Source organism: Sphaerisporangium dianthi (genome assembly GCF_042654065.1).
Taxonomy (GTDB): domain Bacteria; phylum Actinomycetota; class Actinomycetes; order Streptosporangiales; family Streptosporangiaceae; genus Sphaerisporangium; species Sphaerisporangium dianthi.
Window position 1 is genome coordinate 190,040 of sequence record NZ_JBHSFP010000005.1, and the last position, 16,161, is coordinate 206,200.

General features: G+C 72.1%; 16 protein-coding genes. 13 read left to right on the forward strand and 3 right to left on the reverse strand.

The genetic code is table 11. The annotated features are described in order from the left end of the window. Positions 1–133 precede the first annotated feature (133 nt). From ACFO60_RS10555 to ACFO60_RS10565, 3 genes are all read right to left on the reverse strand, one after another. A complete protein-coding gene (locus tag ACFO60_RS10555) occupies positions 134–502 on the reverse strand; it encodes a DUF4260 family protein (protein ID WP_380839621.1) in 369 nt (122 codons plus the stop codon). 145 nt (positions 503–647) lie between these two features. After that, positions 648–1,868 (reverse strand): polyprenyl synthetase family protein, encoded by a 1,221-nt coding sequence (locus ACFO60_RS10560; protein ID WP_380839623.1) that lies wholly within the window; start codon positions 1,866–1,868, stop codon positions 648–650. A 135-nt stretch (positions 1,869–2,003) separates the two neighbouring features. Beyond that, positions 2,004–3,413, reverse strand: coding sequence for a family 2B encapsulin nanocompartment shell protein (locus tag ACFO60_RS10565; protein ID WP_380839625.1), 1,410 nt, complete (start codon positions 3,411–3,413; stop codon positions 2,004–2,006). A 683-nt stretch (positions 3,414–4,096) separates the two neighbouring features. On the opposite strand from ACFO60_RS10565, the gene ACFO60_RS10570 reads away from it, so the two are divergent. The 13 genes from ACFO60_RS10570 (at position 4,097) to ACFO60_RS10635 (ending at position 16,160) form a co-directional block, all read left to right on the forward strand. Continuing rightward, complete coding sequence (locus ACFO60_RS10570; RefSeq protein ID WP_380839627.1) at positions 4,097–6,106, forward strand: erythromycin esterase family protein; 2,010 nt, start codon at positions 4,097–4,099, stop codon at positions 6,104–6,106. Between the two features lie 33 nt (positions 6,107–6,139). Next, positions 6,140–6,820, forward strand: a complete 681-nt coding sequence (locus tag ACFO60_RS10575) for a dienelactone hydrolase family protein (RefSeq protein WP_380839629.1) — start codon at positions 6,140–6,142, stop codon at positions 6,818–6,820. A gap of 97 nt (positions 6,821–6,917) precedes the next feature. Then, the gene (locus ACFO60_RS10580) at positions 6,918–7,529 is read left to right on the forward strand and encodes a D-sedoheptulose-7-phosphate isomerase (RefSeq protein ID WP_380839630.1); all 612 of its coding nucleotides are present in this window, start codon (positions 6,918–6,920) and stop codon (positions 7,527–7,529) included. Positions 7,530–7,625: 96 nt separating this feature from the next. Beyond that, on the forward strand, positions 7,626–8,390 hold the full coding sequence (locus ACFO60_RS10585; protein ID WP_380839633.1) for a D-sedoheptulose-7-phosphate isomerase: 765 nt from the start codon (positions 7,626–7,628) through the stop codon (positions 8,388–8,390). 10 nt (positions 8,391–8,400) lie between these two features. Continuing rightward, on the forward strand, positions 8,401–9,477 hold the full coding sequence (locus tag ACFO60_RS10590) for an NADH-quinone oxidoreductase subunit B family protein (RefSeq protein WP_380839635.1): 1,077 nt from the start codon (positions 8,401–8,403) through the stop codon (positions 9,475–9,477). A gap of 41 nt (positions 9,478–9,518) precedes the next feature. After that, a complete protein-coding gene (locus ACFO60_RS10595) occupies positions 9,519–11,303 on the forward strand; it encodes a nickel-dependent hydrogenase large subunit (RefSeq protein ID WP_380839636.1) in 1,785 nt (594 codons plus the stop codon). Beyond that, the gene (locus tag ACFO60_RS10600) at positions 11,293–11,865 is read left to right on the forward strand and encodes a NifU family protein (RefSeq protein ID WP_380839638.1); all 573 of its coding nucleotides are present in this window, start codon (positions 11,293–11,295) and stop codon (positions 11,863–11,865) included. Before ACFO60_RS10595 ends, ACFO60_RS10600 begins: the two co-directional genes overlap by 11 nt. Further along, positions 11,862–12,614 carry a DUF5947 family protein gene (locus ACFO60_RS10605; RefSeq protein ID WP_380839641.1) on the forward strand — a complete coding sequence of 251 codons (753 nt, stop codon included), beginning with the start codon at positions 11,862–11,864 and terminating at the stop codon, positions 12,612–12,614. The genes ACFO60_RS10600 and ACFO60_RS10605 overlap by 4 nt, the downstream gene beginning before the upstream one ends. Further along, on the forward strand, positions 12,607–13,239 hold the full coding sequence (locus ACFO60_RS10610; protein WP_380839643.1) for a DUF6084 family protein: 633 nt from the start codon (positions 12,607–12,609) through the stop codon (positions 13,237–13,239). The genes ACFO60_RS10605 and ACFO60_RS10610 overlap by 8 nt, the downstream gene beginning before the upstream one ends. Positions 13,240–13,312: 73 nt before the next feature. Further along, on the forward strand, positions 13,313–14,821 hold the full coding sequence (locus tag ACFO60_RS10615) for a hypothetical protein (RefSeq protein ID WP_380839646.1): 1,509 nt from the start codon (positions 13,313–13,315) through the stop codon (positions 14,819–14,821). Beyond that, positions 14,818–15,528 (forward strand): hydrogenase maturation protease, encoded by a 711-nt coding sequence (locus tag ACFO60_RS40870; RefSeq protein ID WP_465269878.1) that lies wholly within the window; start codon positions 14,818–14,820, stop codon positions 15,526–15,528. Before ACFO60_RS10615 ends, ACFO60_RS40870 begins: the two co-directional genes overlap by 4 nt. A gap of 13 nt (positions 15,529–15,541) precedes the next feature. Next, the gene (locus ACFO60_RS10630) at positions 15,542–15,934 is read left to right on the forward strand and encodes a hydrogenase maturation nickel metallochaperone HypA/HybF (protein ID WP_380839647.1); all 393 of its coding nucleotides are present in this window, start codon (positions 15,542–15,544) and stop codon (positions 15,932–15,934) included. Beyond that, positions 15,909–16,160, forward strand: coding sequence for a HypC/HybG/HupF family hydrogenase formation chaperone (locus ACFO60_RS10635; protein ID WP_380839649.1), 252 nt, complete (start codon positions 15,909–15,911; stop codon positions 16,158–16,160). The genes ACFO60_RS10630 and ACFO60_RS10635 overlap by 26 nt, the downstream gene beginning before the upstream one ends. The last annotated feature ends 1 nt before the right edge of the window (position 16,161 follow it).

Consider the following 16,161-nt stretch of genomic DNA (forward strand, 5'->3'; position numbering starts at 1 on the left):
TGCGGCGAAGGCGCCCGCGGGCTTCTCGAAGCGCGCCGGCGATGCTTGTGCCTGCTGGACCGGCAGCCGTCACCACCTGCATGGGCCTTTCGACCGCTGTCGCCGGTCCGGGGCGGGGATGGGTGACGGCCGGTCAGGAGCCGCCGGTCGGCGGGAACCCGCGTCCGAGCGCTCGTTCGAGGGCGATGCGGGTGAGCCAGCCCAGGGCGGCGGTGAACAGCGGCGGCCACACGATCGGCCCGAAGGAGTAGGCGACCGCCACCACCAGCGGGATCCATACGCGGTGCACGGCCTGGTAGAGCACGCCAGGCGGACGAACCCCGGCGAGCCGCGCCAGGTCGATCAGCGCGAAGAACAGGAGCGTGGCGACGGCGGTCGGCCAGCCGTACTTGACGCTCTCGAAGATCGCGAACGCGGCCAGGAAGAGCGTGAGCGCCCCCCAGCCGATCTTTCGTAACCGACCGCCGCCTTCTGGGACGGGTTGGGACACCTCATCAGGCATGTGCTCGATTATTCACAGGAGCACCCTTGGGCGAAATCGGAGCGCGTGACCGCACAGGCGTCGGAACAGGCCGGAGTGAGGGTGCGGGCCGAGCCGCCGATCTTGCGGCGCGGTGCTTCGTGGGCCGGTGGTCTCTCGTACCGGGTCAGTGGTCGCGGTGGGCGAGCAGGTGGGCCAGGGTGTGGAGTTCGGCGGCCGGGCGCGGTGCGGGCCCGGTGGCGGCCAGGTGGGCCAGCGCCTCGGCCAGCAGCTCGTCCGCCCGGGCCTGGGTCCACGCCCGCCCGCCGGCGGCCTCGATCAGGTCGGCCGCCCGAGCCAGCTCGGCCGTCGCGGACACCTGCGCGGCTGGTGAAGGCATCTGTGCGGCAAGTGGGGACGCCTGCGCGAGTGGTGGGGGCATCGGTGCGGCAGGTGGGGACGCCTGGGCGAATGGTGGGGGCATCGGTGTGGCCGGTGGGGACGGCTGCGCGGAGAGGCGCGCGGTGAGAGCGGGCGCCTGGCCGGCCAGGGTGGGCGGTTGGCCGTGGCGGTAGAAGGCGGCCAGTTCGGTGCCGGCGGGGGTGCCGGAGGTGAGGGCGGCGACCACGGGGAGGGACTTCTTGCGGCTGCGCAGGTCGGAGAAGACCGGCTTGCCGGTCACCGCGGGGTCGCCCCAGATGCCGAGCAGGTCGTCGACCATCTGGAAGGCCAGGCCGAGACGGGAGCCGAACGCGCGCAGGGACTCGATGACCTCGGGACCGCCGTCGCCGGACAGGGCGCCGAGCGCGCAGGAGGCGGCGAGCAGGGCCGCGGTCTTGCCCTCGGCCATGCTCACGCACTCGGCCAGGCCGACCTCGTCGCGCGTCTCGAAGGAGGTGTCGGCGCTCTGGCCCTCGACCAGGTCGAGCACCGCGGCGCCGAGCACCCGCGCGGCCTCGTCGGCGGCCGGGTGGCCGCCGGAGCGCAGCACCTCGAAGGCGAGCGTCAGCAGGGCGTCTCCGGCCAGGATGGCCCCGCTGACTCCGAACACGCTCCAGGCGGTGGGCCGGTGACGCCGGGTGGCGTCGCCGTCCATGACGTCGTCGTGCAGGAGGGAGAAGTTGTGCACCAGCTCCACCGCCACCGCCGCGGGTACGGCGGCGGCCGCGGAGCCGCCGGCCGCCTCGGCGGCCAGCAGGACCAGTGCCGGGCGGACGGCCTTGCCCGCGTTGCCCGACGCCGGCCGGCCGCTCTCGTCCTGCCAGCCGAAGTGGTAGGCCGCGATGCGCCGCATCGAGGCGGGCAGCGTCTCGACCGCGGCCCGCAGGGGCGGCCCGGTCAGCTCGCGGCTCCACGCGAGCACCTCCCGGGGCGGGCGCCCGGTGGTCACCGTCTTTGCCATGCGCATGGCTCCTCCCTGCTCTCGTTCGTCGTGTCGGCCATGCGCGTGACACTCCCTTCCTGCCATCGGGCGCCGCCGGGGCCGTGCGGGGCCCCGGTCGTCACTCGATTTGTTCCCTGAACCGCTTACGCGACCGCCGGTTCAGTGACCGATCTCGACGTGTTCCAGGACGCCGAGCGCGTCGGGGACCAGGACGGCGGCCGAGTAGTAGGCGCTGACGAGGTAGGAGATGATGGCCTGCTCGTCGATGCCCATGAACCGCACCGACAGGCTCGGCTCGTACTCGTCGGGGAGGCCCGTCTGGTGCAGGCCGATGACCCCCTGGTCGTCCTCGCCGGTGCGCAGCACGAGGATCGAGCTGGTGCGCGTCTTGGTGATCGGGATCTTGTTGCACGGCAGCAGGGGGACGCCCCGCCAGGCGGGCACGGCGTGGTCGAACAGCTGGACGGTGTCCGGATACAGGCCGCGGCTGCTGCACTCTCGGCCGAACGCCGCGATCGTCTGCGGGTGGGCCAGGAAGAAGTGCGAATTCCTGCGCCTGCACAGCAGCTCGTCGAGGTCGTCGGGAGTGGGCGGGCCGGTGCGGGTCTGGACGCGCTGCCGCAGGTCGGCGTTGGGCAGCAGCCCGAACTCGGGGTTGTTGATCAGCTCGTGCTCCTGGCGCTCGCGCAGGGCCTCGACGGTGAGGCGCAGCTGCTCGTGCGTCTGGTTCATCGGCTGGTTGTACAGGTCGGCGACGCGGGTGTGGATGCGCAGGATGGTCTGCGCCACGCTGAGCTCGTACTCGCGGGGGCTGGCCTCGTAGTCGACGAAGGTGGTCGACAGCGACGGCTCGCCGGAGTGGCCGGAGGTGATGTCGATGACGGCCTCGCCGTGCTTGTTGTGCGGGGGCCGCGGGTGCCGTTCGTGCTCCTCCACGTGGTCGCGCAGCGCCGGCGACTGGTCCAGCAGCTCCTGGAACGCGTGGCGGGAGAGGGTGAGGGTGGTGGTCGGGGTGACCGCCTTGATGGTGTGCTCCCACGTCGCCGGGGCGGCGGCGGACAGGGTGCGGTCGCCGTAGTATTCGCCGTCGGCCAGGACGGCCAGGGTGGTCTGGTCGCCGTACTCGCCGGCGCCGATCTTGTTGACCTTGCCGTGCGCGATGAGGATGAGCCGGTCGGCCGGCTCGCCGGTCTGCGCGATGACGCCGCCGGGCTCGTGCTGGTGCTGGGTGAAGCGGCCCGCCAGGGCCTCCAGCACGCCGTCGTCGCCGAAGTGGCGCAGCAGCGGAAGCTCGCGCAGCTCGGGCGGGACGACGCGGATGTCGTTGCCCTGGTTGGTGAAGCTCAGCCGCCCGTCGCCGACGGCGTAGGTGAGGCGGCGGTTGACGCGGTAGGCGCCGCCGGGGGTGTTGACCCAGGGCAGCATGCGCAGCAGCCACCGGGAGGAGATGTTCTGCATCTGTGGCTGCGACTTGGTGGTCGTGGCCAGGTTGCGTGCCGCCGTGGTGGCCAGGCTCTGCTGAGGCCGGCCGTTTTCGGTGCCTGTTCTCTCGCTGGTCGTCTCGGTCACGACCACACCACCAATCCCTGTCGCATCGAACGGAGGAGATGCCGAATCTGGAGCGATGTCTTCCCGGGTCATTCCGGGTCGTGCGGTGCGCAGTGATCAGGTGTTCGCCGGTTATGCGTGAATGAATGGCCGTGGAAACCCGCATCGGCCTTGTGGTCGATTCCCGTCGATTTCCGGGTGCGGACGCGGAAACGCCGACGGGCGCGGGGGCGGAGCCGTGTGACGCTGTATTGATCGGCGTGCCGGTCGAATGCGATGGTGCGCTCTTCGCCGTGGTAGGGGGAGTCGTCGCGTCGAGAACGGGGGGTGCTCTGGTCACGTGTCGTTTTCCGCGGCCTGCTCGGACGCAATGATTATGGAGCCCCGATCTTCCGCGTGTCAATTACGGTTTTCCCTGGCCGCCGACGGTGGTGCGAATGAGATTTACCGGTAAGGAGACGCTGTGGCTGATATTTCCATATAGTGCGGCCTTTGTTTGTCCGCAAGGTGGTAAGTGGTTTTTGACCGCTTTTCGCGCCCGCGTTCGCGCCCCGTGTCCGCCCTTCCGGAGCCCGGCCTCAAGGGGGCCTGGAGGAGAAGGCGTACGCTCGTCGTATGGCCCAGGCCCGCCCGCCCGAGGCCCATGCCGGCGGCCAGGCCCGCCGGGCCGGGCGGTCCGCCTCCGAGCACGATAGGGGGCCACGATGTCCGACCGCCTGTTCTGTGACCGCAGGGATGCCGGACGCGCGCTGGCAGGCCTTCTCGACCATCACCGGGGGCGGCCGGACCTTCTCGTGCTGGCGCTGCCGCGCGGGGGTGCCCCGGTGGCCTACGAGGTGGCGAGGGCCCTCGGCGCCGACTTGGACGTCTTCGTCGTGCGCAAGCTCGGCGTGCCCGGCCAGGAGGACCTGGCGATGGGCGCGATCGCGGGCGACGGCGTCATCGCGCTCAACGACGACGTGATCAGAGGCCTCGCCATCCCCCCGGAGGTGGTGGAGCACGTCGCGGGCTGGGAGAGGCGCGAGATCGCCCGCTGGGAGCGGCGCTTCCGGCAGGACCGGCCGGCCCAGCGCGTCGAGGGCAGAGAAGTGATCGTCGTCGACGACGGCCTGGCCACCGGCGCGGCCATGGCCGCCACGATCAAGGTTCTGCGGCGGCTGCGCCCCGCGCGCGTCGTCGTCGCCGTGCCCGCCTGCTCGGCGGCCACCTACGAGGAACTGCGGACGCAGGCCGACGAGGTGGTCGTCGCGACCACGCCCTCGTCGTTCTTCGTCGTCGACCCCTCGTACTGGGGTTTCATCGAGGTGACCCTGGAGGACGTGCACGACCTGCTGCGCGCCTCGGCGACGTCCGCGCAGGCCAAGACCGTCGGGCAGAGCCCCGGCGACGTCGCGGCCATCCGCGCCGAGGCGGTGCCGGTCGGGAACGACGCCCCGCCGCCCGAGGTGCTGTTCGACCTGGTGGGCGATGCCCGCTTCGTGCTGATCGGCGGGGCCTCCCATGGCACCCACGAGTTCTACGCGGCCCGCGCGGCCCTGACGCGGCGCCTCATCGAGGAGCGGGACTTCCGCGCCGTCGCCGTCCAGGCGGACTGGCCCGACGCCTACCGGGTCAACCGGTACGTCCTCGGCCGGGGCCGGGACGCCACCGCCGACGAGGCGCTGGGCGACTTCCAGCGGTTCCCGGCATGGATGTGGCGCAACGTGGTGGTGCTCGACTTCGTGAACTGGCTGCGCGAGCACAACGACGGCGTCATGACCGGGCTCGCCGGCCAGACCGGCTTCTACGGGCTCGACGTCCACGGCGCCCACCGGTCGATGCAGCAGATCGTGGCGGCCCTCGCGGAGTCCGATCCGGCCGCCGCCGCCCGCGCCCGCGAGGGGTACGCCTGCTTCGACCATCTCGGCCCCGAGGACCGGCCGTACGGCTTCAGCCCTGCCTGCGGCGCGGAGGCGGGCGGCGAGGAGACGCTGATCGCCCGGCTCGTGGACCTGCGGCGCGGCGCGATGAGCTCGGCGCGGGAGGAAGGGCCGCTGCCGGAGGACGAGCTGTTCTACGCGCAGCTGAACGCCGCGGCCATGCAGAACGCCGACGAGCACTATCGTTCCCTGCTCTGCGGCCGCATCTCGGCCTGGAACCATCGCGACCGCCACATGACCGACACGCTGGACGCGCTCGCCGAGCACCTCGGCCGCCGCCACGGTGCCCCCGCGAAGATCGTCATATGGTGCCACGACGCCCACGCGGGGGACGCGCGGGCGACCGAGGCGTCCTGCAGGGGGGAGGTCAACCTCGGCATGCTCGTGCGCGAGCGGCACGGGGGCGACTGCCGCAGCATCGGCATGACCACCTACACCGGCACGGTCACCGCGGCCGACGAGTGGGGAGGCAGGCCCGACCGCAAGTGGCTGCGCCCCGCCCTGTCCGACAGCGTCGAGGAGCTGTTCCACGAGGTCGGCGAGAAGCGGTTCCTCACCTGGTTCGCGGCGGCCCCGCGCAGCGCCGACGTCCTGCGGTCGGCGCGCCTGCAGCGCATGATCGCGGCCGTGTACCGCCCGAGGTCGGAGCGGCGCTGCCACTACTTCCGCGCCCGGTTGTGCGACGAGTTCGACGCCGTCCTGCACATCGACGAGACCCGCGCGGTGGAGCCGCTCGACCGCACACCGCGGTGGGACCTCGGCCAGCTTCCCCGCACCTATCCCCCCGGCGGGTGAGGCGCCCGTCGCCGATGTCCGAAGGAGGACGCGATGGTGAAGTCACGCGGGACCGGCATCCCGGCGGCCGGCGTCACGCTCGAAGCCGACATCGTCGTGCCGCCGGCCGCCCACGGCGTCGTGGTCTTCGCGCACGGCAGCGGCAGCGGCCGCCACAGCCCCCGCAACCGGCACGTCGCCGCCGAACTGAACGCGGCGGGGCTCGCGACCGTGCTGACGGACCTGCTGACCCGCGAAGAGGAGGACATCGACGTCCTCACCGGCTCCCTCCGCTTCGACATCGGCCTGCTGGCGCGGCGCGTGGTCGCGGTCACCGACTGGGTGGCGCGGGACGAGGCGCTGTCGGCCCTCGGCATCGGGCTGTTCGGCGCCAGCACGGGCGCGGCGGCGGCGCTGGCGGCCGCGGCCAGGCGTCCGGCCTCGGTGCGGGCCGTCGTGTCGAGGGGCGGCCGGCCCGACCTGGCCGGCGACCTGCTGCGCGAGGTGCGCCAGCCGACCCTGCTCATCGTGGGGGAGGACGACCCGCTCGTCGTGGAGCTGAACCGGCGGGCGATGGAGCGGATGCCGGGCCGGACCGAGGTCGCGATCGTGGCCGGGGCCTCGCACCTGTTCGAGGAGCCCGGGACGCTCGACCAGGTGGCACGCCTGGCCCGTGACTGGTTCGCCCGCCATCTGAAGGGCGTCCACCGGCGCGAGGTGCATCCCTCGGCGTAGGAGATCAAGCCTTTACTCCGGGTTGTCCGCCTTGGGGTGTCGGCCCCGTGTGTACGCATCGTAGCCTGACGACTACGGTACATAACGGAGCGTGAACATGCCTGTGACGTCGACCACGCGCGAGGCGGTCAGCGACGCCTTCACCCGGCGGGAGGCCGCGGGGCGTGCGCTCGCCGAGGACTCCGAGCGCATCGCGCGCGCGTGCCGGGCCATGGCCACCAGGTTCCACCGCGGCGGCAAGCTGATCGTCTTCGGCAACGGCGGCGCGGGCACGGACGCCTCCCACATCGCCGTCGAGTTCATGCACCCGGTCATCGTCGGCAAGCGCGCGCTTCCCGCGATGGCGTTGAGCAACGACGCGGCCACCGTCGCGGCGGTCGGCGCCCGCGACGGGCTGGCCGAGGTCTTCGCCCACCAGGTGCGCCACTGGGCGGGCCCCGACGACATGGCCCTCGGCGTCTCGCCGGACGGCTGGTGCGCCAACGTCCTTCGAGGGCTGGAGGCCGCCCACGAGAGGGGCCTGTTCACCATGGCCCTGCTCGGCGGGGACGGAGGCGCCGTCGCGCGCAGCCCGGCCGTCGACCACGCGCTCGTCGCGAGCTCGGGCGACCCTGCGGTGGTCAAGGAGATCCACGTCACGATGTACCACGTCCTGTGGGAGCTGGTCCACGTCTTCCACGCCCGCACTCGTCCGGACGCGGCCAGATGACCGGACGCGAAGGCACGCCCGCGTCCGCCCCGGCCGCCGCCACCGGATCCGCCGCCGCCACCGGCGTCACCGCCGTCGCCGCACGCGGGAGCGCCGATGGACGCCGGTGAGGAGGCGTCCTCGGAAGGACTGCGCCGCCTGTACCCCTTCCTGCGCGGACGCGGCGACGAGCCCGCGGGCGAACGCGGCAGGCGCGGCGAGCTCGAGGAGCACGCCGTGCGGTCCACCCAGGCCAAGGCGCAGGAGATCCTGCTGCTGCGCGGCCTGGTGGCCGAGATGCACGCCGCCCGGCTCGCCGAGTGCGCGCAGGACATGGCCGGGAGGTTCGCGGCGGGCGGCAGGCTGTTCACCTTCGGCAACGGCGGCAGCAGCACCGACGCCCAGGAGGTCGCCACCCTCCACCTGCGCCCGCGGTTCGGGCGGCCGTTGCCGGCCCTGTCGCTGACCTCCGACGTCGCCGTGGTCACGGCCCTGTCCAACGACGTCGGGTTCGAGGTCGTCTTCGCCCGGCAGATCGCGGCCCTCGCCAGGCCCGGCGACATCGCCTTCGGCCTGTCGACCAGCGGCGGCTCCGCGAACCTCGTCCAGGCGTTCGAGGAGGCGTGGGGACGGGGGCTGCTCACCGTCGGCCTGGCCGGCTACCAGGGCGGGCGGCTCGCCGAGCTGGCCGAGCTGGACATCCTTGACCACCTGTTCGTCATCCCGTCCACGTCCGTGCACCGCATCCAGGAGGCGCAGACGACGCTCTACCACGTGCTGTGGGAGGTCACCCAGCACCTGCTGGAAGACGACCCGCCGGCCGCGGACCGCGACGGCGGGGAGGGACGCGTCCCGACGCTCACCGACACCGACCAGGAGTGATGGAGGCGGTATGGGCACCATGACAGAGTCAGCGGCGGAGAGGGCGCGGGAGCAAGGAGAGCCCGTCGTCCACATCCTGTGGCTCAACGCCGGCATGAGCTGCGACGGCGACTCGGTCTCGCTGACCGCGGCGACGCAGCCGAGCATCGAGGACATCGTGATGGGCGTCCTGCCGGGCCTGCCGGCGGTGGACGTCCACTGGCCCCTGATCGACTTCAACAGCGGGCCGATGCAGGGCGCCGACGCCATGATCGAGTCGTACTTCCTCGCGGCGCGCGGCGCTCTGGAGCCGTTCGTGCTGGTGGTGGAGGGTTCGATCCCCAACGAGTCGATCAAGCAGGAGGGCTACTGGTCGGGGTTCGGCAACAACCCCGAGACCGGCCAGCCGATGACCCTGCCCGAGTGGCTGGACATCCTGGCCCCCAAGGCGACCGCCATCGTGGCGACCGGCACCTGCGCCACCTACGGCGGCATCCACGCCATGGCGGGGAACCCGACCGGGTGCATGGGGCTCGCCGACTACCTCGGCTGGGACTGGCGGTCCAAGGCCGGTGTCCCGATCGTCAACGTGCCCGGCTGCCCGGTCCAGCCCGACAACATGTCCGAGACCCTGCTCTACCTGCTCTACCAGCTCAACGGGCAGGCGCCGATGATCCCGCTGGACGAGGCGCTGCGCCCCACGTGGCTGTTCGGCCAGACGGTCCACGAGGGCTGCGACCGGGCCGGGTACTACGAGCAGGGCCAGTTCGCCGTCGAGTACGGCTCGCCGACGTGCCTGGTCAAGATCGGATGCTGGGGGCCCGTCGTCAAGTGCAACGTGCCCAAGCGAGGCTGGATGAACGGCCTCGGCGGCTGCCCGAACGTCGGCGGCATCTGCATCGCGTGCACGATGCCCGGCTTCCCCGACAAGTTCATGCCGTTCATGGACGAGCCCCCCGGGGCGATGGTGTCCTCCGCGGTCAGCGCGGCCTACGGCGGCGTCGTCCGCAGGCTGCGCGGGATCACCCTGCGAACCGTCGACAAGGAGCCGAGGTGGCGGGCCAAGGGCCGCGCCCTGCTCACCGGCTATCGAGCGCCCTGGAGCTGAGAGATGACCACGCGAACCGCACGGCGCCCCGGGAGCCGACGATGACCACCGCCAAGGACCAGAACCGCGACCTGGTGGAGATGGCCTGGGACCCGATCACCCGCATCGTGGGCAGCCTGGGCATCTACGCCAAGATCGACTTCAAGGCCAGGGAGGTCGTCGAGTGCCACAGCACCTCGTCGATCTTCCGCGGCTACAGCGTCTTCATGAAGGGCAAGGACCCGCGGGACGCGCACTTCATCACCAGCCGCATCTGCGGGATCTGCGGTGACAACCACGCGACCTGCTCGGTGTACACCCAGAACATGGCCTACGGCGTGCGCCCGCCGGCGCTCGCCGAATGGATCATCAACCTGGGCGAGTCGGCCGAGTACATGTTCGACCACAACATCTACCAGGAGAACCTGGTGGGGGTCGACTACTGCGAGAAGATGGTGCGCGAGACCAACCCCGGCGTGCTGGACCTCGCCGAGCGCACCGAATGCCCCAACGCCGGCGCGCACGGCTACCGCACCATCGCCGACATCATGCGCTCGTTGAACCCTTTGGAAGGCGAGTTCTACCGCGAGGCGCTGGCCATGAGCCGGCTCACGCGAGAGATGTTCTGCCTGATGGAGGGCAGGCACGTCCACCCCTCCACCCTCTACCCGGGCGGGGTCGGCACGGTGGCGACCGTCCAGCTCTTCACCGACTACCTGACCCGCCTCATGAGGTACGTGGAGTTCATGAAGAAGGTCGTGCCGATGCACGACGACCTGTTCGACTTCTTCTACGAGGCGCTGCCCGGATACGAGCATGTCGGCAGGCGGCGGGTCATGCTCGGCTGCTGGGGCAGCCTCAACGACCCGGCGTACTGCGACTTCACCTACGAGAACATGAGCTCCTGGGGCCGGGAGATGTTCGTGACCCCCGGCGTCATCGTCGACGGCGAGCTGATCACCAACGACCTGGTCGACATCAACCTCGGCATGCGCATCCTCCTCGGCAGCTCCTACTACGAGGACTGGGTCGACCAGGAGCCGTTCGTCACCCACGACCCGCTCGGCAACCCGGTCGACATGCGGCACCCGTGGAACCAGTACACGATCCCGCGCCCGCAGAAACGGGACTTCGCCGACAAGTACAGCTGGGTCATGTCCCCCCGCTGGCAGCACGGCGACGACCTGCTCCCGCTGGACACCGGCGGCGGGCCCATCGCCCGGCTCTGGTCGACGGCCCTGTCCGGGCGGGTGAACTTCGGCGGCGTCGAGGCCACCGGGCACAGCGTGATCATCCGCCTGCCCAGGACCGCCACCAAGCCCGAGACGACGTTCGAGTGGAAGATCCCCGAACGCAACGGCGAGCTGCTGTCCAACACCCTCGAACGCAACCGCGCCCGCAGCTACTTCCAGGCCTACGCCGCCGCGTGCGCGCTGTACTTCGCCGAGAGGGGGCTGGACGAGGTGCGCAGGGGGCGCACCCAGACCTGGGAGCCGTTCGAGGTGCCGGAAGAGGCGATCAGCTGCGGGTTCACCGAGGCGGTGCGCGGCGTCCTGTCCCACCACATGGTGATCAGGAACGGCAAGATCGCCAACTACCATCCGTACCCGCCGACGCCCTGGAACGCCAGCGTCCGCGACAGCCACGGGACGCCCGGCCCGTACGAGGACGCCGTGCAGAACACGCCGATCTTCGAGGAGAACCCGCCGGAGAGGTTCAAGGGCATCGACATCATGCGGACCGTCCGCAGCTTCGACCCGTGCCTGCCGTGCGGGGTGCACATGTACCTCGGCGACGGCCGGGAACTGCGCAAGCTGCACAGCCCCCATGCCTTCGATGCCACCTGACCAGCAGGGCGGTCCCGTGCGGGCGGCAGGGGAGCGCGTCGAGGCGCTGATCGACGAGCTGGGCGCGCTCGCCGACCCCGTCGCCCGGGCCCGCGCCGAGGAACTGGTCCGCGCCCTGCTCGACCTCTACGGGGCCGGGCTGGAGCGGGTCATGGACATCGTGGTCGAGGACGAGGCCACCGAGGTGCTGCGGCGTCTGGCGGGCGACGAGCTCGTGTCCGGGCTGCTCGTCCTGCACGACCTGCACCCGCTCGGCACCGAGGACCGCGTCCGCGCCGCGCTGGACGCCGTGCGTCCCGCGCTCGGCCTGCACGAGGGCGGGGTGGAACTGCTCGGCGTCGACGAGGCCGGCGTCGTGCGGCTGCGGCTGTCCGGCAACTGCCACGGCTGCGGCTCGTCGCAGGCCACGGTGAGCGCCGCCATCGAGAAGGCGGTGCTGCGCGCCGCGCCGGAGGTGTCCCGCCTGGAGGTGGACGGGGTGGCGGATACCTCCTCGCCGCTCCTGCAGATCCGGCGCCGCCCGCCGGGCCCGTGCCCGGTCCCCGAGGAGGCGGCTCCATGACCACCCCCGGCTCCGGGCTGCGGCGGTTCCGGGAGCCCCGAGGGCCGGCGGCGGAGGTGTGCGAGATGTGCGCCGAGCCGCTGGACGACCGGCACGGCCACGCGGTGGACACCGGCACGCGGGCGCTGCTGTGCGTCTGCGTCGCCTGCCGCCTGCTGCTCTCGCACGGCGGGACCGTCGCCCACGGCCGCTACCGCGCCGTGCCGGACCGCTACCTGTACGTCCCGGCGTTCCGGCTGACGGCGGCCGACTGGGAGGAACTGCAGATCCCCGTGCGCACCGCCTTCCTGTTCCACAACTCGCAGCTCGGGCGGTTCGCGGCGTTCTATCCCAGTCCCGGCGGGGCGACGGAGTCGCTGCTCGACCTGTCCACCTGGGACCGCGTGCTCGCCGCCAATCCCGGGCTTCCGCCGGCCGAGCAGGACGTCGAGGCGTACCTGATCGACCGCGGCCCCGAGGGATTCGCCTGCCACCTGGTCCCGATCGACGCGTGCTACGAGCTGGTCGGGCTGGTCAGGCTGCACTGGAAGGGATTCCACGGCGGCCGGGAGGCGCAGGACGCCATCGCCGCCTTCTTCGAAACGCTGCGCCGCCGCAGCGAGGTGATCGCGGCCGGTGCCGCGCCGGAAGGAACGCCGCAGGGCACGCCGCAAGGTGCGGAGGAGAGGGCGGCGGACGGAGAACCGGAGGGCGCGGCGCGAGGGGCGCGGCAGGGCGCGCCGGCCGGGGAGGGGCGCGGACATGGGTGAGATCGGGTTCGACTGCCTCGGGGTGCGCCCCGACCCGTACGGGGCCTTTCCCACGCTGTTGTTCCGGCTCGGCGTCACCGCGCCGGGCGAGGGCGCCGTCCATGCCATCGCGCTGCGCTGCCAGATCCGCATCGACCCTGGGCGCCGCCGGTACGGCGCCGCCGAGAGCGAACTGCTCGCCGACCTGTTCGGGCACCCCTCCCGCTGGGACGAGACGGTGCGGCCGCTGGTGTTCGCCAACGTGTCGGTCATGGTCCCGCGGTTCACCGGCGCCACCGAGATCGAGCTGCCGGTGCCGTGCGGCTACGACCTGGAGGTGGCGGCGGGCAAGTACTTCGCCTCGCTGGACGACGGCGAGGTGCCGTTGCTGCTGCTGTTCAGCGGCACGGTCTTCGCCAGGGAGGGGGAGGGGTTCACCGTCCGGCAGGTGCCGTGGGACCGCGAGGCGCGCCTCGGGCTGCCGGTCCGGGTGTGGCGGGAGATGATCGACCGCTACTTCCCCGGCGCGGGCTGGCTGCGCCTCAGCAGGGACACGCTGCGCGACCTGCAGCGGTACAAGTCGGAACGCGCGCTGCCGACCTGGGACGAGGCCATGGAGGCCCTGCTCAAGGAGGCGCGCGGATGAGCGTTCCGCCGGGGAAGCCGCTGGAGGCGGGCGCGGCCGTGCGCGTGCCGGCGCGATCGAGAGGAGCGCGCCGATGAGCCTGCCGATGGACATCGCGTGCGAGGTCGCCGACTCCGTCCTGTACGAGGGGTATCTGCTCTACCCCTACCGGGCCTCGGCCGCCAAGAACCGGCTGCGCTGGCAGTTCGGCGTGCTCGTGCCCCCCTCGTTCACGGCGACCGAGGAGCCGTCCGCGAGCGTGACCGAGTGCCTCGCGGAAGGCTCGGCGCACGCGCTGCTGCGCCTGCGGCTGCGGTTCCTGCACGTCAAGGAACGCCGGGTCGAACGCGCGCGGGACGGGGGCTTCGTGCCGGTCCCCGAGCTGACCTGCGACGGCGTCACGCATCTCACCTTCGACGAGGCCACCGCCCGCATGGTGGAGGTCATCGTCCCCATGCCCGGGCTGGTCGGCGCCGAGCGGGCCGTCCTGGTGCGCCTGCCCGGGGACCGCGCCGAGCGGCCGCTGGTGGCGGCCACCGGCGAGGTGCTCGGCCGCGTCGTCGCCGAGCACCGGCCGGTGCGGGCGGTGCTGCGGCTCGCGGCCGAGCGGCAGGACGGTCCGTACGGCCTGCTGAAGGTGCGGGTCACGGTGGAGAACGCCGCCGAGGCGCCGTGCGGCGCCACCCGCGAGGAGGCGCTGCGGCACTCTCTGGTGGCCGCCCACCTGCTCCTGGCGGTGACGGCGGGGTCGTTCCTGTCGCTGATGGACCCGCCGGAGTGGGCGCGCCCGGCCGCCGAGGGCTGCCGCAACGTCAACACCTGGCCCGTCCTCGTGGGCGAGCCGGGGCACCGCGACGTCGTGCTGTCGTCCCCGATCGTCCTGTACGACCATCCCGGCATCGCCCCGGAGAGCCCCGGCGACCTGTTCGACGCGACCGAGATCGACGAGATCCTGCACCTGCGGACGCTCACGCTGACCGAGGAGGAGAAGCGCGAGGCGCGGGCCACCGATCCGCGGGCGGCCGAGATCATCGACCGGGCCGGCGACCTGCCGCCTGAGCTGCTGGAACGCCTGCACGGGGCCATCCGCCACCTCGGCACACCGGCGCGCCGGCCGGAGGAGCCGTCACGGCCTTCCATGGAGGCGCCGGGCCCGCCGTCCGAGCCGTCACGGTCCTTCAGGGAGGCGTCGCGCTCGCCGTCCGAGCCGTTCGTGGAGGTTCCGGGGCCGCCGTCCGAGCCGTCATGGTCGTCGGCAGGCTTCGCGGGGTCGCCGGAGGAGCCGCCGTGGGGCGATCCGGTGAACGGGGCGCGGCCGCCGGCGGAGGAGGCCCGCGTGATCGTCGGCGGCATCGAGATCGGCAGGGGCGCCCGCGTCCGGCTCGTCCCCGGCGTGCGCCCCGCGGACGCGCACGACATGTTCCTCGCGGGCAGGACCGCCCAGGTCGAGGCGGTGCTCCACGACCTCGACGGAGCCCGCTACCTGGCCGTCACGCTGGAGGACGACCTCGGCGCCGACCTGCACCGCTCCCACGGCCGGTTCCTGTACTTCGCCCCCGACGAGGTGGAGCCGGTCGTCGCCGGCGAGGAGGCCGGCGCGTGAAGACCCTGGTCGCGGGCGTGGGCAACGTCTTCCTCGGTGACGACGGCTTCGGTGTCGCCGTGGCCGGGCGTCTGGCGGAGACCGGCGTCCCCGAGGACGTGGTGGTGTCCGACTTCGGCATCCGCGGCGTCCACCTCGCCTACGAGCTCACCGGCGGCGGGTACGACCTGGCGATCCTGGTCGACACCGTGGCCCGTGACGGCCCGCCCGGCACGCTGTACGTCCTGCTGCCCTCACCGGAGCAGGTCCCGGGGACCTTCGTGGACGCCCACGACATGACCCCGGACGCGGTCCTGGCGCTGGCGGGGACCCTCGGCGGCGAGGTCGCGCCCGTCCTGCTGGTGGGATGCCGCCCGGCGGACGTCTCGCCCGGCATGGAGTTGAGCCCGCCGGTCGCCGAGGCCGTCGGCAGGGCGGCGGATCTCGTCCTCGAACTCGTCGAGGAACGGCGGCAGGAACGTCAAGGAATGTCGAGGAACGCCGGCAGGAACGTCGAGGAACGACGACGGGAACGGAGAAGGGAGACAGATGGTGAAGCGAGTGATCATGCTGACCGTCCTGGTGGCGGTCGGCGTCATGGTCTACCGGTCGATCCCGGACTTCAAGCGCTACATGAAGATCCGCCAGATGTGACCCGCGCGCCGGCGGACGGGGCCGTGACGGCCCGGCCGGCCGGTACGCGCACAGCCGAGCAGAAACCGACCTGAGAAGAGGTGGACCGTGCACGAATACGGGATCGCGGAGTCGATCCTCGCCGCGGTGGAGGGACGCGCGGACGGCCGGCGGGTGCGCCGGGCGCGGGTGCAGGTGGGCGCCCTGCTCCGTGTCGCGGAACCCTCCATCAACGACGCCTGGAGCCTGGTCACCGAGGGGACCCTGGCCGAAGGCGCGCGCCTGGACCTGGTCACCCTGCCGGTGCGGCTCACCTGCCGTGACTGCGGGAACACCACCACCTCGGTGGACCCCTACGCGGTGTGCCCCGCCTGCGGGACCACCGACGTCGACACCGAGGGCGGCGACGACCTCGTCCTCGAATCCATCCAGCTCGCGGAGGCGACTCATGTGCCTGGGGATTCCCGGGGAGATCGTGGAAATCCTGTCGGATCGTCCTGACCTGGCGAAGGTCGACGTCAGCGGCGTGCGGCGGGCCATCAACATCGGCCTGCTGGAGGGGGAGCCCCTCGCACCCGGCGACTGGATCCTCATCCACGTCGGCTTCGCCCTGTCCAAGATCGACGAAGTGGAGGCACGGTCGGCTCTCGACTTCCTGGAGAGCATCGGCCAGGCCTACGAGGACGAGATGGCCGCCCTCCGCGACTCCGTGATCGAACAGGGGTGAC